At 69.0% G+C, this 17801-nt stretch carries 15 protein-coding genes and 1 pseudogene; 5 read left to right on the top strand and 11 right to left on the bottom strand.

All coding sequences use genetic code 11. The annotated features are described in order from the left end of the window. Positions 1-89 precede the first annotated feature (89 nt). The 3 genes from ACIHEJ_RS38830 to ACIHEJ_RS38820 form a co-directional block, all read right to left on the bottom strand. The gene (locus tag ACIHEJ_RS38830; protein WP_400142573.1) at positions 90-785 is read right to left on the bottom strand and encodes a DUF6308 family protein; all 696 of its coding nucleotides are present in this window, start codon (positions 783-785) and stop codon (positions 90-92) included. A gap of 4 nt (positions 786-789) precedes the next feature. Then, positions 790-1389, bottom strand: a complete 600-nt coding sequence (locus tag ACIHEJ_RS38825) for a restriction endonuclease (RefSeq protein ID WP_400142572.1) — start codon at positions 1387-1389, stop codon at positions 790-792. A gap of 139 nt (positions 1390-1528) precedes the next feature. Next, the gene (locus tag ACIHEJ_RS38820; RefSeq protein ID WP_400142571.1) at positions 1529-1780 is read right to left on the bottom strand and encodes a hypothetical protein; all 252 of its coding nucleotides are present in this window, start codon (positions 1778-1780) and stop codon (positions 1529-1531) included. Positions 1781-1795: 15 nt separating this feature from the next. Here ACIHEJ_RS38820 and ACIHEJ_RS38815 point away from each other — a divergent pair, with 15 nt between their 5' ends. Beyond that, complete coding sequence (locus ACIHEJ_RS38815; protein ID WP_400142570.1) at positions 1796-2170, top strand: DUF6233 domain-containing protein; 375 nt, start codon at positions 1796-1798, stop codon at positions 2168-2170. A gap of 119 nt (positions 2171-2289) precedes the next feature. On the opposite strand, the gene ACIHEJ_RS38810 is transcribed toward ACIHEJ_RS38815, so the two are convergent. From ACIHEJ_RS38810 to ACIHEJ_RS38795, 4 genes and pseudogenes are all read right to left on the bottom strand, one after another. Continuing rightward, on the bottom strand, positions 2290-2463 hold the full coding sequence (locus ACIHEJ_RS38810; RefSeq protein WP_400142569.1) for a CsbD family protein: 174 nt from the start codon (positions 2461-2463) through the stop codon (positions 2290-2292). A gap of 579 nt (positions 2464-3042) precedes the next feature. Beyond that, positions 3043-3360 (bottom strand): type I-E CRISPR-associated endoribonuclease Cas2e, encoded by a 318-nt coding sequence (gene cas2e, locus ACIHEJ_RS38805; protein WP_400142568.1) that lies wholly within the window; start codon positions 3358-3360, stop codon positions 3043-3045. A gap of 55 nt (positions 3361-3415) precedes the next feature. Then, positions 3416-3568 (bottom strand): annotated as a pseudogene (locus ACIHEJ_RS38800) (CRISPR-associated endonuclease Cas1); the annotation flags it as partial. A 203-nt stretch (positions 3569-3771) separates the two neighbouring features. Further along, the gene (locus tag ACIHEJ_RS38795) at positions 3772-4077 is read right to left on the bottom strand and encodes a hypothetical protein (protein WP_400142567.1); all 306 of its coding nucleotides are present in this window, start codon (positions 4075-4077) and stop codon (positions 3772-3774) included. Between the two features lie 230 nt (positions 4078-4307). Between ACIHEJ_RS38795 and ACIHEJ_RS38790 the strand changes: the two genes are divergently transcribed. After that, complete coding sequence (locus ACIHEJ_RS38790; RefSeq protein ID WP_400142566.1) at positions 4308-5519, top strand: hypothetical protein; 1212 nt, start codon at positions 4308-4310, stop codon at positions 5517-5519. A 996-nt stretch (positions 5520-6515) separates the two neighbouring features. Then, positions 6516-7355, top strand: a complete 840-nt coding sequence (gene istB / locus ACIHEJ_RS38785) for an IS21-like element helper ATPase IstB (protein WP_400142565.1) — start codon at positions 6516-6518, stop codon at positions 7353-7355. Here istB and ACIHEJ_RS38780 read toward each other — a convergent pair. Next, the gene (locus tag ACIHEJ_RS38780) at positions 7328-7924 is read right to left on the bottom strand and encodes a GNAT family N-acetyltransferase (protein ID WP_400142564.1); all 597 of its coding nucleotides are present in this window, start codon (positions 7922-7924) and stop codon (positions 7328-7330) included. The two genes, istB and ACIHEJ_RS38780, sit on opposite strands and share 28 nt — an antisense overlap. A 1953-nt stretch (positions 7925-9877) precedes the next feature. Between ACIHEJ_RS38780 and ACIHEJ_RS38775 the strand changes: the two genes are divergently transcribed. Next, positions 9878-10708 carry a hypothetical protein gene (locus ACIHEJ_RS38775; RefSeq protein WP_400142563.1) on the top strand — a complete coding sequence of 277 codons (831 nt, stop codon included), beginning with the start codon at positions 9878-9880 and terminating at the stop codon, positions 10706-10708. A 449-nt stretch (positions 10709-11157) separates the two neighbouring features. Here ACIHEJ_RS38775 and ACIHEJ_RS38770 read toward each other — a convergent pair whose 3' ends face one another. Both ACIHEJ_RS38770 and ACIHEJ_RS38765 read right to left on the bottom strand, forming a co-directional pair. After that, positions 11158-11349: a hypothetical protein gene (locus ACIHEJ_RS38770; protein WP_400142562.1), complete on the bottom strand. Its 192-nt coding sequence runs from the start codon at positions 11347-11349 to the stop codon at positions 11158-11160. Between the two features lie 54 nt (positions 11350-11403). Continuing rightward, positions 11404-11901 carry a hypothetical protein gene (locus ACIHEJ_RS38765; RefSeq protein WP_400142561.1) on the bottom strand — a complete coding sequence of 166 codons (498 nt, stop codon included), beginning with the start codon at positions 11899-11901 and terminating at the stop codon, positions 11404-11406. Positions 11902-12058: 157 nt separating this feature from the next. On the opposite strand from ACIHEJ_RS38765, the gene ACIHEJ_RS38760 reads away from it, so the two are divergent. Then, positions 12059-12616 carry a hypothetical protein gene (locus ACIHEJ_RS38760; RefSeq protein ID WP_400142560.1) on the top strand — a complete coding sequence of 186 codons (558 nt, stop codon included), beginning with the start codon at positions 12059-12061 and terminating at the stop codon, positions 12614-12616. Positions 12617-12868: 252 nt separating this feature from the next. Here ACIHEJ_RS38760 and ACIHEJ_RS38755 read toward each other — a convergent pair whose 3' ends face one another. Then, complete coding sequence (locus ACIHEJ_RS38755; protein WP_400142559.1) at positions 12869-16624, bottom strand: WD40 repeat domain-containing serine/threonine protein kinase; 3756 nt, start codon at positions 16622-16624, stop codon at positions 12869-12871. Positions 16625-17801: the final 1177 nt, after the last annotated feature.

The following is a 17801-nucleotide window of genomic DNA, read 5'->3' as shown; positions in this document are numbered from 1 at the left end:
GCCGTCGACGGGGGGCGACGGCGGGGCCTGGCATCAGTGTGCCCTCGGTCAGGCATTGCAGTCGGAATGTTGGACAGCCGCGGAACTCGTCACTTAGCGTGATGTCCGCCGAGCCCCCAGGCGATCGCGTCGAGGAGGCGCAGTGGGGTCACATCCGTCGGTACGAGTGTTGTCAGCTGTCGCCACAGCTCCGCCTGGCCCGTGAGGTCGTGGGCGATATGTTCTGCCAGGAGCGGGAAGAACTCTGCATCCGGGCGGTGTCGCACTCGATGCATGGGGTACCCCGGAGTCGGCCTCGTCGTCCAATAGCAGCCGCGGACGTTGTCGTCGAACAGGGGGACCAGTAGCGGCCGCTTGCGGTGAAGGATCTTCGACAAGGTGGTGAGCTGCACGTCAGGCAGCGCTCCATAGGGATCGAGGACTCGGACGAGGTCGCCGAGCAGCTGACGGTGCAGGCCCTGCTCGACTGCCGTTTCCAGGCTGAGATCGACAGGGACCGCCGCCAGCGCTCGTTCCAGAGTGCTGCGGACCGTGTGGAGCGAGTACATGCCGGTGATCGACGGTCCGGCGTTGAGCATGCCTGGGGCGAGGAAGTCACCGTCGTTGACTTCATTCGGACCGCTCCCGGTGTTGAGGCGGTCGTAAGCGGGCCACGCGTACACACCATCGCTCCGGATGGCCGCCGCCTGCCGGTTTGCGTACTCGTCGAAGTAGCGGGTGACCCAGTGGGCAGCAGCTGTGACCTGGATACTTCGGCCGCCGATGTGAAGTAGCTGGTCGGTCATGCCGTCACATCCACGGGGTCGGACCGGTCCGCGTCGCCCACCCTGCCAGCGCACCGTTGTCGACGAGCCGGATTCCCTGCGCCGTGCCGTAGTTGACTGCCGGCCTCGTGAACACCGATGTCGTCACGATCGCCGCCACGTGCGCCCGGTGGACGCTGTAGCAGGTCCCACCGAACCGCTGCAGATCCGGCGAACCGACCTTCGTCGTTGGCCCGTACCGCTTGCACTGGATCACGATCCCCCGCCCATCCGGGGCCGTCGCGATGACGTCCGCGCCAAGGTCGCCCGCGCCGCCGATGACCCGCACATCCGCGCACCCGTCCCGCTCGCAGAGGAAGGCGACCGCACGCTCAAACTCACCTGGACTCATGGCGTGGTAGCCGGTGATTTCCGTGGATTGCAGCGAACGGATGCGGTGCAGTTCGACGGCCTGCTTCGCCTTGTGCTGGTCAACCACCAAATACACGCCGGTGATGAAGAGCAACAGGACGGCGCCCAGGGGGTATTCGTTGATGAGCAGTAGCACGGCGCCGATGAAGGCGAGGATGGCGCATCCCGGGCGGCGCGAGACTGCTTGTGCCGTAGGACGTGCGGGTGCGCTCATGGTCCCCCCATGATCTGAATGTGCTGCTGACGGGGAATCATGCCTGCTTGCAGCACGTGCGTGTGCCTCGTGTGATGTTGTTGTAACGCGCTGGTGGGGTCAAGCGTGCTGGCGACCCCAGCCCCGGGCCCCAGCGCCGTCAACTTCGATCGTTGTCCCGCATGACCTCGACCTGCCAGATCTGCCTGGACGTCGACAGATCCCCGGGGCCGACCTCGGAGCCCTCGGCGCTTCCCCGCCGAGCGGCAATCCAGCTGTGCGCCTTCTGCCATGCCAGCGTGCCCAGGATGCCCGCGATGACGTAGGCGATCCACGGGAACGCGGCCACGAGACCCCACATCACACCGCACGCGGTGACGAGCAGGACGATCTTCGCCGTCCGCTCGCTCATCTGCCGCGACTTAGGATGCGCTCCTGGGTGTCGGTGAGCTGGTCTACCCGGCGCACACCCGGAATGGAGCACGCGTTCGATTTACAGGGCAAGACAGGAGGAGTCGCGGGTGCGCGAGCCCAAATCCCACAGGCTGGACGCCAGCCCGCCGACACCGACCGGTGGACCGTCGACGAGGGGCGACGCGGGGAGGAGCGGCAGCAGGACGAAGTGGCTCGGCCGGCGGCGCCCGAGTGGCTGCTCGAGCTCGGGCTCAACAGCGATCACGCGGTGTATATCCACCGCGGCGGGTGCTGGAACGCTGGGAAGCGCAGCCGCGGCACCGACGAGACCACGGTGCGCCAGGCACTCGTCGGCGGGGGTGCCCCCTGCTCGCGCTGTCAGCCGTGAATTTCAGAGCGACGGGCCCGCCCTCAAGGCAGTCCGGGCGATCTCGCGACAGCTTGAGTACCGGGAAGGGCCTCCAACCCCTGTGGTCGGGTGAAGGCCCAGCCCTCCGGCGCTAGAGGTCAGCGCTTGAACATGTCCTTGATCTTCTCCTTGGCCTGACGTGCATCACCTTTGGCCTTTTCCGCCTGGCCCTCTGCGACCATCGGGTCATCTAGGGCAGCCCGCCCCGTGGCCCTCTTAAGCTTTCCCTTGGCCTGCTCGGCCTTGGCCTTGGCCTTCTCACCAGCCGACATGGCAGACGCGCCTCCTGCCGTGGTTGCCTATGTATCCGCCTTGCGCGGTAAGTCACGTATGCCCCTCGCTGCCCCCCACAAACAGGTAATAGGCCCAGACCAGGCGGTACGGCGTTTGCCGTGGGCGTCCGGACGAGACGCTGGTTGGCGACGTCAGTCTTGGACGAGTGGCACATCATCCACAGCGAGGTCGCTGCGGACACGGACGTACCGCACAGGGTGCACCGGCCGTCGTCGACCGCTGTGTCCGCGAGGTACTCGATGATCAGGCCGGGCTGTACCGGGGTGAAGTCGAGGTCGCCGCGGCCCCAGCCAGCGGAGAAGCGGGGGGCAGCGGTCGTTGGACGGCGGCTGCCCCTTCAAGCCTTCAGCGAACGTACCAGGTGATCGCCGGCTCGGGCGGCCTGCGTGATGGTGAGGCGCTGGTGTGCACGGCCTCGGAGTAGGTGTCGAAGAAGCGGTCGTCCGTGAGCGGAGCACCCCCGCGTCGGCGGGGAAGACGCAGGCTCGGGTTCAGGTTCGAGGGATCTGCGCGGAGCACCCCCGCGTCGGCGGGGAAGATACTTCCTGACCTGCGACTCAGGAGTCGCTTTGCGATGCCTTTGCCGTCGGTGGTCCTGTCATGCAGATGAGGGTAAGGCCTTCGAAGTCGACGGGGACGCGACGGCGTGTGCTGGCGGTGCGGAGAGCGTAGCCCTGTTCAGTGGGGGCGGGGTGGATGAGGAGGGCGGCGCCGTCAGTAACGGTTTCGGTGACGGCGTTCCAGAGTTCGTCGCGGACACGAGCGGAGACGCTGCCGACGAAGATGCCGGGAACTACTTCGCTGGTCCAGCGGCTGAGGGCGCCGCGCAGCTGGTCGGGGACGGCGGTGGTGGCGATGACGACCATGGACGGCATTAGTTGTCGCTTTCGGGGGCGTAGTTGACGCCTGCGCGCAAAATGCCGGCTTGACGGCGATGTCGTAGACGAAGGCGTGCTGGGTGCCTGTGTGGACGAAGCCGAGGGCGGGGGAACAGCCCAGGGCGAGCAGGGCGGCGTGGACGATGCCGTAGAGGCAGGTGTTGGCGACTGACAGGGCGAGGTTGACGGGGTCCTGGGCGTGCCATTGGTGGCGCACCGGACGCCCGCCCTCCTTGACCCCGCCGCAGGCCGCCCAGGTCAAGGCCCTAGCCTGTCAACTGCCCGCCGAGACCGGCACGCCGTTGTCCCGCTGGACTACCCCCGAACTGTCCCGCGAGGCCGTCATGCGCGGCATCGTTGCCTTCTTGTCGGCCTCTCCCGTGCGCCGCTGCCTCGCGCGGGACGCTCTCAAGCGCGAGCCGTAAACAGTGCCAGCTGGTCGGAGATCCAGGGGTCGACCATCGTCAGCTGGCCGGCGATCCAGGGGTCGACCATCGTCAGCTGCCCGGCGATCCAGGGGTCGGGACGGGTGGCGCCGTGGTTGTGGTGGGCGGTGTGGGCCTTGGCATCCACGACTACGGCGACGTGAGCCGGAGTGCGTGCGTCGAGGTGGTCGGGGGCCGCGACGGCGGAGCCGCCGGCGGCCAGGAGGGCGGCTCCCGCGAGGACAGCGGAGACACCCATGGTCGCCGTACGCCGTATGAGCTTGGTCATCATCATGCCTTCCTGTGCAGCGCGTCGTTGGGGGACGACGAGCTGTGGATCCTGCCGTGGTGACGGCGGGATGAAGGCTATGCACGAGGCAAGTAGTTGAACAATAAACCATTACCGTGGGGAACGTCACCTCGACGGCCCGATCCAGGGCGGAGGGCGGCGCCCACCGTGCCCGGATCGCACCCGCCCTTCGCACTGGCGACGCGGCCGTGTCGGACATCACGAGGCCCATGACAGGAGAACGTGCCACCCTCGACATCGTGCAACTTTCAACCACTCTGCCGCGACTGGTTCCCGCGAGGGTGTCACGCCTGGCAGGGCCCGTCCTACGCCGGTCCGCCCGGCGCCCCGGCCATGCGGTGCACGGGGCCAAGACGCTGATCGCGGCCCTGCTCGCGTGGGGTGCCGCGGCGCCGTGGGCTGCGGCGGGGCGCCCGTTCCTGGCAGTGGCCACGGCTCTGCTGATGGTCAACGCGTCCACCGTGCACCAGTCCGTGACGAAGGCGGTGCACAACGTAGTGGCACGGATCGCGGGCCTGGCCCTCGCGCTCGGGGCCACTCGGCTGCTGGGGCCGACCGCGGGCGCCGCGGCGGTCATCGCCCTCCTCGCGGCGCTGGCGGGCCCCCGCCGCACGGCCGATGACCGGCTGCAGATCGCCTCGACCGCGGTCATCGCGCTGGCCGCCACGGCGACCGATCCCCTGGGCGGTGTCGTGGCCCCCATCCTGCAGACCCTCACTGGAGCGGTTGTGGGCATTGCCGTGAACGCTCTGCTGCTGCCTCCGCTGTATCTCGACGAGTCCGACTCCGCCGTACGCGAACTCGCCGACGCCATGGGGTCACTGCTGCGCGACATGGGGGCCGGTCTGGAAGGCCGACAGCTCGCTTCCAGGGCTCACGGCTGGCTTCACCGCGCACGCAGCCTGGACGAGCGCCTCGCCCAGGCGCAGGAGCAGGTGCGCCAGGCCCACGAAAGCCTGCATTGGAACACCCGCTGCGTCGCCCATGCCCGCCGCAGGGAAGTGCCCTCGAGCGAGGCATTCAGGGCACTGTGTGGCGTCTCCCTGCAGGTACGCGGCATCGCACGGACTCTTGCCGACAATGCCCACGACCACCACACCGATCACCACCTGGGCCACCAGTTCCTCGACCGCTATGCCGAGACGCTGCAGTTGGCGGGAGCGGCCGTCCAAGAGTTCGTCCAGCGGACCGGCCCGGCCGGTTCACCCGACGTGATACGCCGTAAACGTCTACGGCGAGCGATGGACGGGGCATCGGCATGGCACGACACCATGACCAGCCTGATCGGCGGGGGCACCCTCACCAAGCCCGGTGCGTGGCACGTCTACGGCTCGCTCATGACCGACATGGAAAGGCTCCTGACGGACCTGGACCATGCGGATGCGCACTCAAAGAGCCTTCCGCGACAGGGTGTTCGGTGACACTCGGCCTCCGCAGGGCCTAGGGGGGCGAAGAAACTCGCGTGGGGCCGCCGCGTGCACGCCCTCGCCGTCGACCTGCACTGATCGCCCAGCAGGCCATGCAGGACATCAGTCGCCTGGAGAGCGCTTCGCAGTTCGTGGCCTTCCTGGAGAAGATCCTCACCGACGAGGCCGGTTCCAGGGTGAGCGTGTGGGGGCCGTGCCGGGCGTGGCCGGGGATTGGGGCGGCCCGAAGGGGGTGGGAAGGGGTGGTCACCGCTCCCTCCGGGCCGCTGGACCGACCATGGCCGGAGGCGGGGCACGACACGCAACCACCGCAGCACGGCCCGACGGTGATCCTTTGCGCCGGGGCAGGCCGATGCGTTCCTCGCGGGGCAGCATCGAGCGGTCGGGCGTGGGGAAGGGGACGGCACGGCCGTACGCGCCGCAGCGCCATGCCGTCGCCACCGCCATGCCCCGCGCCGGATGGCGGCCTGCTGCACGCGGTGCCGCCACTCCCCCCGCATCAAACGCGTCTTGAGCCACGGCGCGGCACGGCGCAGCACGGACGTACGCGAGCGGGCGAGACGGGAGCGGGTAGCGCCGACGGTGCGGTTCGTTGAGCGCGGGCCGGTCGGGCGGGGACGGCGGTCGGCGTAGCGGGGCGAGCGGGCATTGCGGGCGCGGTGGGCGCGGAGCGTAGCGGTCATAGCGACTACTCAAACGTCGTGGGTGCACATGCTGTGGGGATTGGGACTGCGCGGCGGCCCGGGGGGCAGGGCGGTGGTCACCCCGCCCCCGGGGTCGGTGACCGCAGCGCCGGAACAGCGGCCGGGCGCGGCGGCCCAGGGTGCGGTTGTCAGGCGCAGATCGCCTGGGTTGCCGAGGCGGCGGGGTGGAAGAACACGTCACCGACAAGACGGGAGTGGAGGGTGACGATGCCGGTGATCTCCCGGTCCAGGGCCGCGTTGCGGCCCTGGACCGGACCTTCACCAACCGCAGCCAGAAGAGAAGTTGATGATGACCACTCCCGTGATGGACCCCGCAGAAGTCGTCCCCGCACCGGCGCCGGCACCGGTTCCTCCGCCCCCGCCGGCTCCGCCGATCCCGACCGAGCTGGAAGCGGTGCTCAAGCGGATGCGGTTTCCGTATCTGCGCAGAGCCGCCCCCGAGGTCCTCGCGACCGCCAGATCGCAACGCTGGGACCCGGCCGAGGTCGTCCGGATTCTTCTGGAGGAGGAGATCAAGGGCCGAGACGAGGCCACTCGCCGCAACCACCGCCGGCTCGCCCAGCTGCCCTCGGGCAAGACCTTCGGCTCCTGGAGGGAGAGCGAATCCTCCATCCCGGTCCCGACCCAGCACGCACTCATGACGCTGGAATGGGTCACTCGGGCGGAGAACTTGGCGGTCGCCGGGCCCAGCGGCACGGGCAAGAGCCACCTGGCCGAAGCACTCGCGAACAAGGCCATCGACCAGGGCATGAAGGTCGCCTGGTTCACCCTCGAATCACTGACCGCCCACCTCGGGCGGGCGACCGTCGACAACACGGTCTCCAAGGCCATCGCGAAGATCACCAGGTGCGACCTCATCGTGGTCGACGACATCGGCATGCTGCCCTCAGGACAGGCCGCCGCGGAGGCGTTCTACCGCGTGATCGACGCGGCAAATGAACGTCGGTCAGTGATCGTGACCTCGAACCTTCATCCCTCAGGATTCGATTCGATCATGCCGAAGACGTTGGCCACCGCCCCCGTCGACCGGCTCCTGCACCACGCGCACATCGTCCTGACCGAGGGCTCCTCGCTGCGGCTGACCCAGGCCACCAGCGGTCAGGGCGTCATTCCGCTTGCCTCATGATGTTGCGCCACAGGCCCACCATCATCCTCCCTCTGCTGCCCGCGAGCGGACGCCCAGTCCGCGCAGGCCAGGGACATCTGCAGCACCGACCAGGACCGCCCCTCCACTTGCTCCACGTCGGGCAGTACACGCTCTACCTGGAAACCGAGCCGTTCATAGAGGCGGACCGCGCTGGCGTTATGGCTGAACACCCCGAGTTCCACGCGTTGCAGGCCCCGGAGGTCGAGGGCGACCGCCAGCACTTCTTTCAACATGCCAGCGCCCAGCCCACGGCCACGGGCCTCCGGGGCAATCAGCACCCGCCCCAGTCGCCCTGCGCCACCTTTGGCGTCCACGCGCACCGAGGCATGGCCCACCACTTGCCCGGTCTGAGAGTCGACGCCCATCCAACTCCATCGTCCCGGCGCTGCGGACTCGGCCGCATACGCGGCGATCTGAGGCTCGTCCAACGGCCAGGTGAACGAAGGACCGGCCCAGGTGAGCAGTTCGACCGGACCCGGAATCCACGACATGAGAAAGGAGCCGTCAGCGAGAGTGAACTCGCGCAGCTCAACCGCGGCAGGGGACATGCCCCGACCCTACGACAGGCGTCGAACCTTCTCTGGCGCTGAGCACACAGTCAATCGACCAAATCAGGAATCAATAGTCATACCGGACAGGGAGATGAGCTGTGCGCCCAGCAGGAGAACAACTGACCGCTCACCCGTACGGGCTGACGTCCGTGGACACAAGGCTCTGAGGCGTGCCGGTGGCATGTCGAATCCGGGTCCTCGCTGCATCTCTGGCCCACGCGACGCATTCAGCCATGGCTAGCAGGAGAGCAGGCCCTACTCGGGGACCGGCCTGAAGGGGTCCGGTTGCTCCTGCTGCGGAGCGCCAGGTGGTGCCGTTTGGTGGCCGTCCAGCACCTCGATCCGCTGGCCGGGGAGAGCTTGTGCAGCGATGCGCTCCGGGCATCGGCTGAAAGCACGTACCCCTCGGTTGGCTGTCGCTCGCTTTCGGAGGCGACGAACAAGCGGGGCGAGGTGATTCCGGAGGGCGGGGATGCGGCTCGCTACCGGGCAGATCACTCCGTACGGCGCACCTCGGACGTACACGGGAATCCCCATGGCGAACTCGAGTGCGCCAGCCTTCGCAGCCTTGGGATAAGCGCCGGCTTCTTGGTGGACAAACGCCACGGTCAGTTTCTTCAGTGCGGCCTGACGATGTAGCACGGCCTGAATCGCGTCCTGATGCCGCGTCGACGCCCACTGTGCCTGTTCCCGGCGGTCCCGTTGCGCCGGTAGGCCGCCTCCGCGCGGACGTACTGTGGGGCTGTCCAGACCGTACGTAACGGTTCCGGCAAGCATCGCGTGCGTTGCACGATCCGACAGTGAGGGATGACGCGATGTGCAAACACCCACCCTAGAAACTCCGCCAGCGGCACCTGCGGTCCTGCCACCCAAAAGCTCGCAGCGAACCGCGCCAGTCCCTCCGCTACAACGAGGCCGCCGCCCTCGTTGGTCACCAGGCGCGCTGACGGGACCAGCCCCAGCCACGGTGTCCGCGGCCGGTCGCCGAACCAGACCGACCGAACGTCGTCCGCGCGCATCCGCTCCGTGCGGGCCGCGATGATGTCCCGTGTGATGGGCGATAGCTGCGCCTCCCCGTGCTGTCCGCCATGTCCCGCCCGGGTCGCTCACCATGACGTCCGCCCGCCATGCGCCTTCGGGACCGCGAACCTCCAGCTCTGCGTTCGCGCTCGTGGCTCGGGCCGCCGCCGCGAGCTCCAGCTTGAGGAGGTGATGGGCCATCGGCTCTCCGGTGGCCGCACACTCCGGGGCGCCCGGGGCATGGGCGAAGAACCGCAGCCCGGTCGGCGAGACCTTCGCCCTGACTGGGTGCCGACATTCGGCGCATGTCAACGGCGCGGGCGGTCGTACCTGCCAGATGTCCGCCCACGCATGCTCACACCCGAGATCCGACACATGCGCGAAGACCGTTCCCCACTGCTCGTGTACGGCACGGAAGGCCATGGGGGCCCTCTTCGTGGTCACTGTGCAACCGGAACAGGGCCCACTGCACCCGCAGCCTCACGCCCCAATCCGTTCCTTCCCTCCTCAGGGCCGGTGATGCGAGGGACAGCAGCGCGGGCCGGAACAGCCTGCGAGTGGTGGACCGTATGAGTGCGGACAGTTGTCTTGACACAGGGTCATCCGTCGGAAGCGAATCGTCTTGGCGTCTTCCCTCAGCTTTTCCGGCGTACTTGCGAGGTGTGTTCGTACCGCTGCCGCCAGGTGTGTAGCGGTCCACTCCCCCGGGGCCTCATCTGTCCGAGGCCGACATCTGACCTGTCGTGTTGCTGTCGCCGGGCCGGTATGCTGTCAGCCAGGCGGCCACGACCGCCGACCGCTGAAGGGGGTTCCCGCTCACGCCGGGGTCTTCGTTGGTAGGCCAAGCCGTCCTTCGACGCATCGTGCGCCTGAACCTGCCTGCCTTCAGAGCGGCGTGTGCGTGGGGCGCGCTGCTGTACGGAGTCAGTCATGCCTTTGGGTCAGCCCAGGAAGTCGCGGAAGCGCACGCGGGAGATCCGAGCGCAGAGCCGGGCCACCGGCGCGCGGTACACCGAGGCGATGCGGGCAAACGACCGCACCCAAGCTGGCGGCCCGCAATTGCCGCCGCGCCTCGCCTCCACCCGAACGTTGCTGTTGCCCCTGGTACAAGACGCCTTGGCCGGCCTGTACGAGCTGGACGGTCTGCTCCTGAGGCTCCGAATGGACATGGTCTTGGACCATGAGGGGGTGCTGGTGGGTTACCAGCACAGCGAGGGGGTGCCGATCCCCGGCGCGCCCATCGAGGACGTCTTCGAGGCGTACTGGCAGGTGCGCAGCGCACTGCCCGAGGGGACGGAGCAGCTGGTGGACGGGACGGAGGAGTACCCGCCCAACATGCTGCTGCTGGTGGGCCCCGACGGTGGGAAGGTGGTGCACCTGGCTGCCATTGAGGTGGCCGAGGCGGACCTCGCGCTGCTATCCGAATTCGCCGACGCCCTCGACCGCGCAGCCGGTCCGCGTCCCGGCCCGGAGTTCGAGGGGCTCAAGGAGGCGCTGGGCGCACTCGGGCGGAAGCCCTACTACTCGTGGATGCCCGAAGGGGACGAGGCCACTGTGGCCCGCTGGGTGCGGCAGTCATTGTCGCCGGTCCTGCACTCTCCCTTCGAGGGCCCGCGCGGCACCGACGATCACGAGACACTGTCCGGGGTCCTGCGTTATGCCGAGAGCTTGGGCTGGGACAGCGTCCGCGTCGATCAGGACGAGGAGGAGGCGGCGGAGCGCGTGATGTGGAACATGGTGCGCGCGGCGCTGGCGATCTGACGGGTCGCCCCTGGCCGGGCAGCCGCGAAGTCCTCCCACAGAAGACTGCTCAGCGCCGCTGAGCTGCGGCTACGCCGGGCTGGGGCGCGCGCAGTGGCGCCTCGTTTTTCACGGGCGGGGCCGCCGTCCTTCGGTTCGCTGTTCCTCAGCCGCCTGACGGGGATCGCACCGCTGTGCCGCAATCCCAGAGCGCCACTCCTTCGGAGGGTGAGGGCGCCGTCCTGGGCCAGCAGCCCGTTCGCCCTCCGCCGGCACCCTGTGATGCCCTCGACGCGCAGGGAACTCGGCCAGGACACACTGGGCGCCGATCAGTCTCTCTGGTTCAACCGGCGCCTTCGCCGTCCGGGCGCCGCAAAGGCCTGCAACGCCTCAGCGTCCGGAAGGTCGTACAACGACAACTTCTGCTGCCTCGCGAGTCGGTCCTCCTCCTCAGTCCGCTGCCGAGGCTGTCACGGCTCGAGCAGTTGCTGAAGCCGGGCGCGGGCGGCAGTGGCATCAGGATCATCCCCAGCACCCTCGGTCAGGGCGCGCAGCGTCGCGCGAGCCTGATCTCCAGTGAGGTAGAGGCAGTACACGCCTTCGTCCAGGCGCGCTTCCTCGACCGCTTCCTTCATCGTTTTCACGGGCGTGCCAACCGACACGGAAGCGCACAGTCACGGCCTCGCCAGAGTTCCCACTCGGCCGGCCGACAGGATTCAGTAGAACTTGGAGGGCTGGGTTGTCGGGCTGGGGCTGTCATCGGATTCGAGTCCGGCGACGCGCTGGTTGTAGTCGTCGACGCTGCCCGGCCGAAGCGTGTAGTCCTCGATCTGCCCGTTGGACTGCGGCACCTGGAGGGTAAGGGTGTCGCCGTTCAGAGTGCCGTTGATGACCGTACTGCCCAGGGTGAACTTCGCGGTGAGGGTGACCTGGGTCTCCTTCAGTGTTCCAGTGACGGCGGCGCGCTGGTGCTCAGGGCTGTTGTACTTCACCTCGGTCTCGTCGAGAGTGCCCGTGATGATGCCGTTCTGCGTCTGGGTCTCGAGGAGCGTGACGGAGTTGTAGTCGCTTCCCACGAGGGTGTGGGGCAGGCTGGCGGCCATCGCCGGGACGATGGGACTAGAGCTGTGGTCGCCGCTGTGGCCGGTGCCGCAGCTGGTGGTGGTGAGTACGCAGATGGCAGTGACGGTGACCGCCACGTGTCTGATGAGCACAGGACCCCCCAAGGCCGTTCGGCGCAGACTCTAGCCCCAGCGGGGGCCAGCAGCTGGGCGATCGACATCAAACGGCGCTCGCCCAGCCAAGCGGGCACGGCCTAGTAGCGCTTCGTCACGTCGAGTGATCATGAGTGATGGTGTGCACAATCCTTCTGTGGATCAGGGTATTTCAGCACTGCTGGGAGCGGTGATCGGGGTCCTTGGGGCCGTCTCCACTTCAGCCGTATCCGGGTGGTCGAACCGGCAGCAGATACGCGCCCAAGCCAAGGTCGACCATGCGCACTGGCGCAGGCAGGCACGACGCGAGGCATACAGCGCGTTCCTCGCACCGGCTCATGAAACCCACAATGCTCTCAAGTACGCTGCGCGTGCCTTGGTGGGCGACACGGACACCGAGGAGGCCGATCGTCAACTGAACGTCGCGCAGGTGAAGATGGGGACCCTGCAGGCGAATTGGGCCGCGCTGGCCGTCGAGGGACCCGATGCTGTGGAGCAGGCGGCCAATGGCGTGAAGACCGCGCTTCATTCCATGCACACAACGCTGCTCGCATGGCGGGACTCTGTAGGCGCTGCCGACCTGAACGTGAAGCTCGTGGAGCGGCACGCCGTCGAGGTCACCATGGTCTCCGAACGTATCAGCGCCTTCGCCGGGGCAGCTCGCGCCGCGCTCGACGAATCCGCATCCCCTGAGGGCACCGACAACCCGGGCTGACTCGCGCGGGGCCGCCCCGCAGCTGCGGGGAGCACACCAGCCATGTCTTGCTCAGCTCACCGACCGGTGGACCTCTCTTTGGTGCGGCCAACACGTCGGACCGCCCCGCCGCCGCAGCAGCCGCCGCGCGGAACGAGCAGTTGCGTCTCATCGACGTATCGGCGCGTCGGCATGTCCACCAGCAGGCCGACGGCCGTCGCCCACCGGGCCGAGATGGGTGCTGGGTGACGCGCCACCACCAGCCGTGTGTCCTCAACGGGCGGTGCAGGTGGCCCGGAAGGGCAGACCGTCCGTGTAGCGCAACCATTCCTTCGTGTTGAGGCCCCGGCCGGCAAGGGCGCACGCGCGCTCGACGGGGCGTGTGACGATCGCGCCGATACGGCCGACGTCCCACACCACACCCCGGCCGGCAGCCACCCGGGCGCCCCACTCCGTGGCCGCGAGGTGACGGCCGTCCCGGGCGAAGGAGAGACCGGTGACCATCGACCGGATACCGGACAGCTCCGTGAGCCGACGCGGAGCGGTGCGCTCCGTGATGTCCCACAGGACGATCGAGCCGTCCCAGTCGCCCATGGCCAACACCGTGGCGGTAGGGCTGAATGCGATGGCACTGGTGCCCGAAGTGGCGGTGCTCGGCAGGGTCGCGAGCCGACGGGGCCGGGCGCGGTTCTCGATGTCGTACAGCACCACCCGCTGCTTCGCACTCTCCGCGACGGCGACCATGTGCCCATCAGGGCTGACGGCCGACGCCGCCATGGATTCCGGGTCACCGTCGAAGACGGCCAGCCGACGGGGGTGCGCCGGCGAGGAGACGTCCCAGATGTATGCCTTGTTGAACGCCGTCGTCACGATGGCTCGTCCGTCCGGCGTGCAGGAGAGGGAGTTCACAGGACCATCGGGCAGTGTCGCGAGCCGCCGTGGGGCGCGAGGGTTCGCGATGTCCCACAGGATGGCGGAGTGGTCCCCGTCCGTGCCTTCCTCGGTGGCGGTGGCGAGCATGTGTCCGTGCGGCTGGAACACCACCGAGGAGACCACACCCTTCAAACCCTTCAGCCGGGCGAGTCGTTCCGGCCGGGCCGGATCGGAGGTGTTCCACAACTGGGTCTCGCGGTCGCCCGTACCCAGCGCCAGCAGCCGGCCGTCGGGGGAGAACGCGGCGGACACGATCCAGGTCGTCTCGACGTCGAGGTCCGCCAGGTGCCGGGGCCGGGTCGGTACGCTCACGTCCCGCAGTTCCGCCGTGGCCGTGTCGTATGCCTGATAGAGGGCGAGGGCCCGTCCCGACGGGCCGAACGCGACGGTCTTCACCTCGCCCTGGGGCTGGGTGAGCACGGTGGTGGCGTGGCCGGTGATCCGCGGTGTGCCGTCCCACAATGCGGCCACTCCGTCCTCGCCACCACTGACGACGGTCTGGTCGTCGGGACTGAAGTCGACCGAACGCACCCCCGCGCCGTGACCTGTGAACGAGGCCAGGCGTTGCGGGTGCGCCGGTTTGGTCACGTCCCACAGGATCACCACGCCGTCCTGTCCGGCCGTCGCCAGGGTCTCGCCGTCATGACTGAAGGCCACGTCGCGCACCGGCCCCGAGTGCACGGTGATCGTGGCCAGGGAACTCTGGTCGTTCTCGTCCAGGGCCCGTCGCAGGTCCCACAGCATCACATCGCCGTTGTCGTAGGCGGTGGCGACCGTGTGCCCGTCGGGAGCGAAGGCCACGGACAGGACGGCGGTGACGACGTTACCGGGGATGAAGCCCCGTTGCCGGGGCTGTTCCGGCTTCGAGACGTCGTAGACATACGGAGCGTCACCGGCCCCGTCGATGACCACGGTACGGCTGTCGGTGGAATAGGCGACGCCGTGAACGGGGCCCGCACCGCCGCCTTCGAGCCGGCCGAGCTGCCGGGGACCGCTGGGGGCGCTGATGTCCCACAGGACGGCGTACCGCCCGTCCGTGCCGGCCAGCAGCGTCCGTCCGTCGGGGCCGACAGCCACAGTCTCGACGCGACCGTGACCGGGTAGTTCCGCCAGCTCGTGCGGCCGGGCGGGATGCCGGGTGTCCCACAGACGCACCGTGCCGTCGTCACCGCCGGTGGCGAGCAGCGCGCCACCCGGACCGAAGGCCAACGCCCGTAGGGCACCGGCCTTCCCGGCTGTGCGGGACATACGTACCGGTCGCGACCGGTTCCTGACGTCCCACAGGGCGAACGACCCGTCGGTGTCGCCGGTCGCGACGGTGTGGCCGTCCGTGCTGAACGCGACCTCGTCGACGGTGTGACTGGGCACCGCGCGACGCGAACTCGTCACGGCTCCAGTGCGTCCGTCCAGATAGAGGGCGTCATGGAACCGGAGGAGGCTGGAGACGAGCCCGGAACGGCTCTCCGGCGTCGCGTCGAGGGTCTGTGCCGAAACGCCGAGCCGCAACGCGGTGGTGAGGTCGGACTCCTGCAGGGACTCCGCGCGGAACACGAGTCCCTTCGCCGTCGCCACCCTGTGCTGTCGCTCGGCCAGCCGCTCCTCGTTCACGGACTTCCGCCACAGGGCCGCGAACACCAGGGCCAGAACGACCAGCAGACAGCCGGTGCCGAGCAGTGTCGTCCGGCGGCGGCGCAGCCGGCGGGTGTCCGCGGCGCGGCTGGCGATGAGGAACTGGCTCTCCATCGGATTCGGCCGTAGCCAACCGGGGGCGGTGGCGGCCCAGTCCAGCGCGTTGCGCAGGGCGGTACCGCGGTCCAGATCGTCGGGTCGGTGACTGTGCTGGTGCCAGACCCGGGCGGCCTCACCCAACCGTCGGTGCAGGCGCAGCCCTTCGCGGTCGGCCTCCACCCATTCCCGCAGCAGCGGCCAAGCCCGCAGCACGGCCGCGCTGACCGGCCTGACGGCTGCTGCCTCATGGACCAGGACGCCTGCGCCGGTGAACCCGGCGATCACCTCCCGTACGGCGGCTTGCTCGCCCGCGGGCCGCCCGGACAGCAGCTCGGATTCCTCGGCGGTGCGCACACTGTCGTGGGATCCGTCCGGTGCGCTGCCCGGGACGACCAGTCGGAGCCAGACCTCGCGTGCACTGGCCTGAACGGTGGCCGGCAGGGCGTCGTAGGCGGCCGTGGCCGCCTCACCCAGCGACGGTACGGTTGCCGCCGCCGCACCGGCCGGGGCACGGACCAGCGCTGCGGCCCCGGCCCCGGCCCGCAGCGCCTGCTGATCGTCATAGCCGCCGCCGAGCAGACGCAGCAGGATCGCAGCCGCATCGGGCCGGTTCTCGGGCCGCTTGGCCAGTGCCTCACGCACCAGCGACCGCAACGGATCGGGCAGGACGCTCAGGTCGGGCTCGTGCTCCAGGGCGCGGACCACCACCTCCCCGATGTTCGCCCCCCGGAACGGCTCCCGTCCGGTCGCGGCGAACAGCACCACCGCTCCCCACGCAAACACGTCCGCCGCGGTGCCGGCTCGCCGCCCCCGCAGGGTCTCGGGAGCCATATAGCCGAAGGTACCCATGACCACACCGGTCTCGGTCAGCGTCATCTCGGGGGTACGGGCGATACCGAAGTCGATCACCCGAGGGCCGTCCGGGCCGAGCAGCACATTGCCGGGCTTGAGATCCCGGTGCACCACCCCGGCCTGATGAATCGCGGCCAGCGCGGTGGCCACCCCCGTCGCCAGCCGAACGAGATCATCGCCACGGAGGGGACCTGAGGCCCCCACCGCTGCCCTCAGGTCGGGGCCGGGCACGAACTCGCTGACGATGTAGGGGCTTTCGGCCTCGGGCGCAGCGGCCAGCACCCTAGCCGTACAGAACGAGGCCACCCGCTGTGTCGCAGTCACCTCCCTGGCGAACCGACGCCGGGCCGCTGCACCCGAAGCGGCGTCCCAGTGCAGCACCTTCACCGCGACCCGGCTGCCGGCACTGTCGTAGGCCTCGTAAACCACACCCTGGCCACCCGATCCCAGCCGGGCGGCCAGCCAGTACTCGCCCAAGCGCTGCGGGTCCGTCGGCATGAGGCTGTGGCGACTCATGAACCACTCTCCCAGAATGATCGAAACCATGGGAAAAGCCGTGGGGGCGGCGTGAGCTACAGACGCCGGGCGCACCCGGACAGTTCCGTCAGGCACACACAGGTCCCGGGCCGTGCCACCGATAGGCCTCCGGGTGCGTACCGGACGGTGATCGTCGCGGAGAACTGTCATCGGAGGGTTTTCGGGCCGAGCGAGGCCCGAGCCGGTGGTGCTCCGTGGGAGACGACCTCGTACCTGGCCGACTCCACCGGCGGCGGCAACCCGGCGAGGAAGCGCGCGGCCACCTTCCGCTACATCACTGCGTTCCAGCATCCCGGGGCATCAAGCCGCACATGCCGGCGAAGAAGGTGCCCGGCCAGACGGCGAAGGAGCCCCTCAGCACCGCAAGGTCAGCGCCCGCCGCAGCGACGACAACCGCTGAGCCGCGAAGAGGCAGTGCAGGCGCCGCTGGGGTCCGAGGTCGAATGTGAGTTCGCCCGGCCGCTGCCGCCCGCATCCTTGCGGGGGCGGAAGCGGTTGGACGCCCGAAGGGTCCTCAACGGGACCGTGTGAACGTTCCGGACCGGGACGGCCTGGCGGGATGTGTCCGAGCGATATGGGCCGAGCGGTATCGGCCGTGGGCCACGCTGCACACCCGCTTGCGCCGGTGGACGGCGGACGGCACCTTCGAGCGGATGCTCAAGGTCACCCAGGCGCAGGCGGACGCAGTGGGGACGTCAACTGGCTGTCGGTCGACTCCACCACCGTTCGCGCCCACCAGCACGCCGCCGGGGCCCGAAAAGGGGGCTTCGCAGCCGGCCTCGGACGCTCCCGAGGCCGGCTTCAGGGCGCCGACCGGGTGCCGGGAACCGTGGATCTCGCACCAGCCGTCGTCGACATCCCCTCGCTCAGGCGGACTGGAACAGATCCGATGTCGGGCCGGCCATCTCCCACCAGCCCAACCCGCTCTTCGTACGTGTTGTCATGACCGCCCTCGGCACCCGGGATGGAGGTCGACTCCACCCCGGGTGCCGAGACCGGCGACATCGGCGCGACCAAGATCCTGATGGGCCTCGCCACCGCCCGCGAATAGGGCGCCCTTAAGTGATCATTTCAGAATGACTTGCGGAGCCGTCGAAGGCAGATGACGCTGCAGGCGAGTTCGAGTAGTCCCTGGTGGAGGTCGGCTCGTTGCTCG

Origin of the sequence: Streptomyces sp. NPDC052301 (genome assembly GCF_044593395.1) — a bacterium.
In the GTDB taxonomy this organism is placed as follows: domain Bacteria; phylum Actinomycetota; class Actinomycetes; order Streptomycetales; family Streptomycetaceae; genus Streptomyces.
This window is presented reverse-complemented; position numbering and strand designations above follow the sequence as displayed.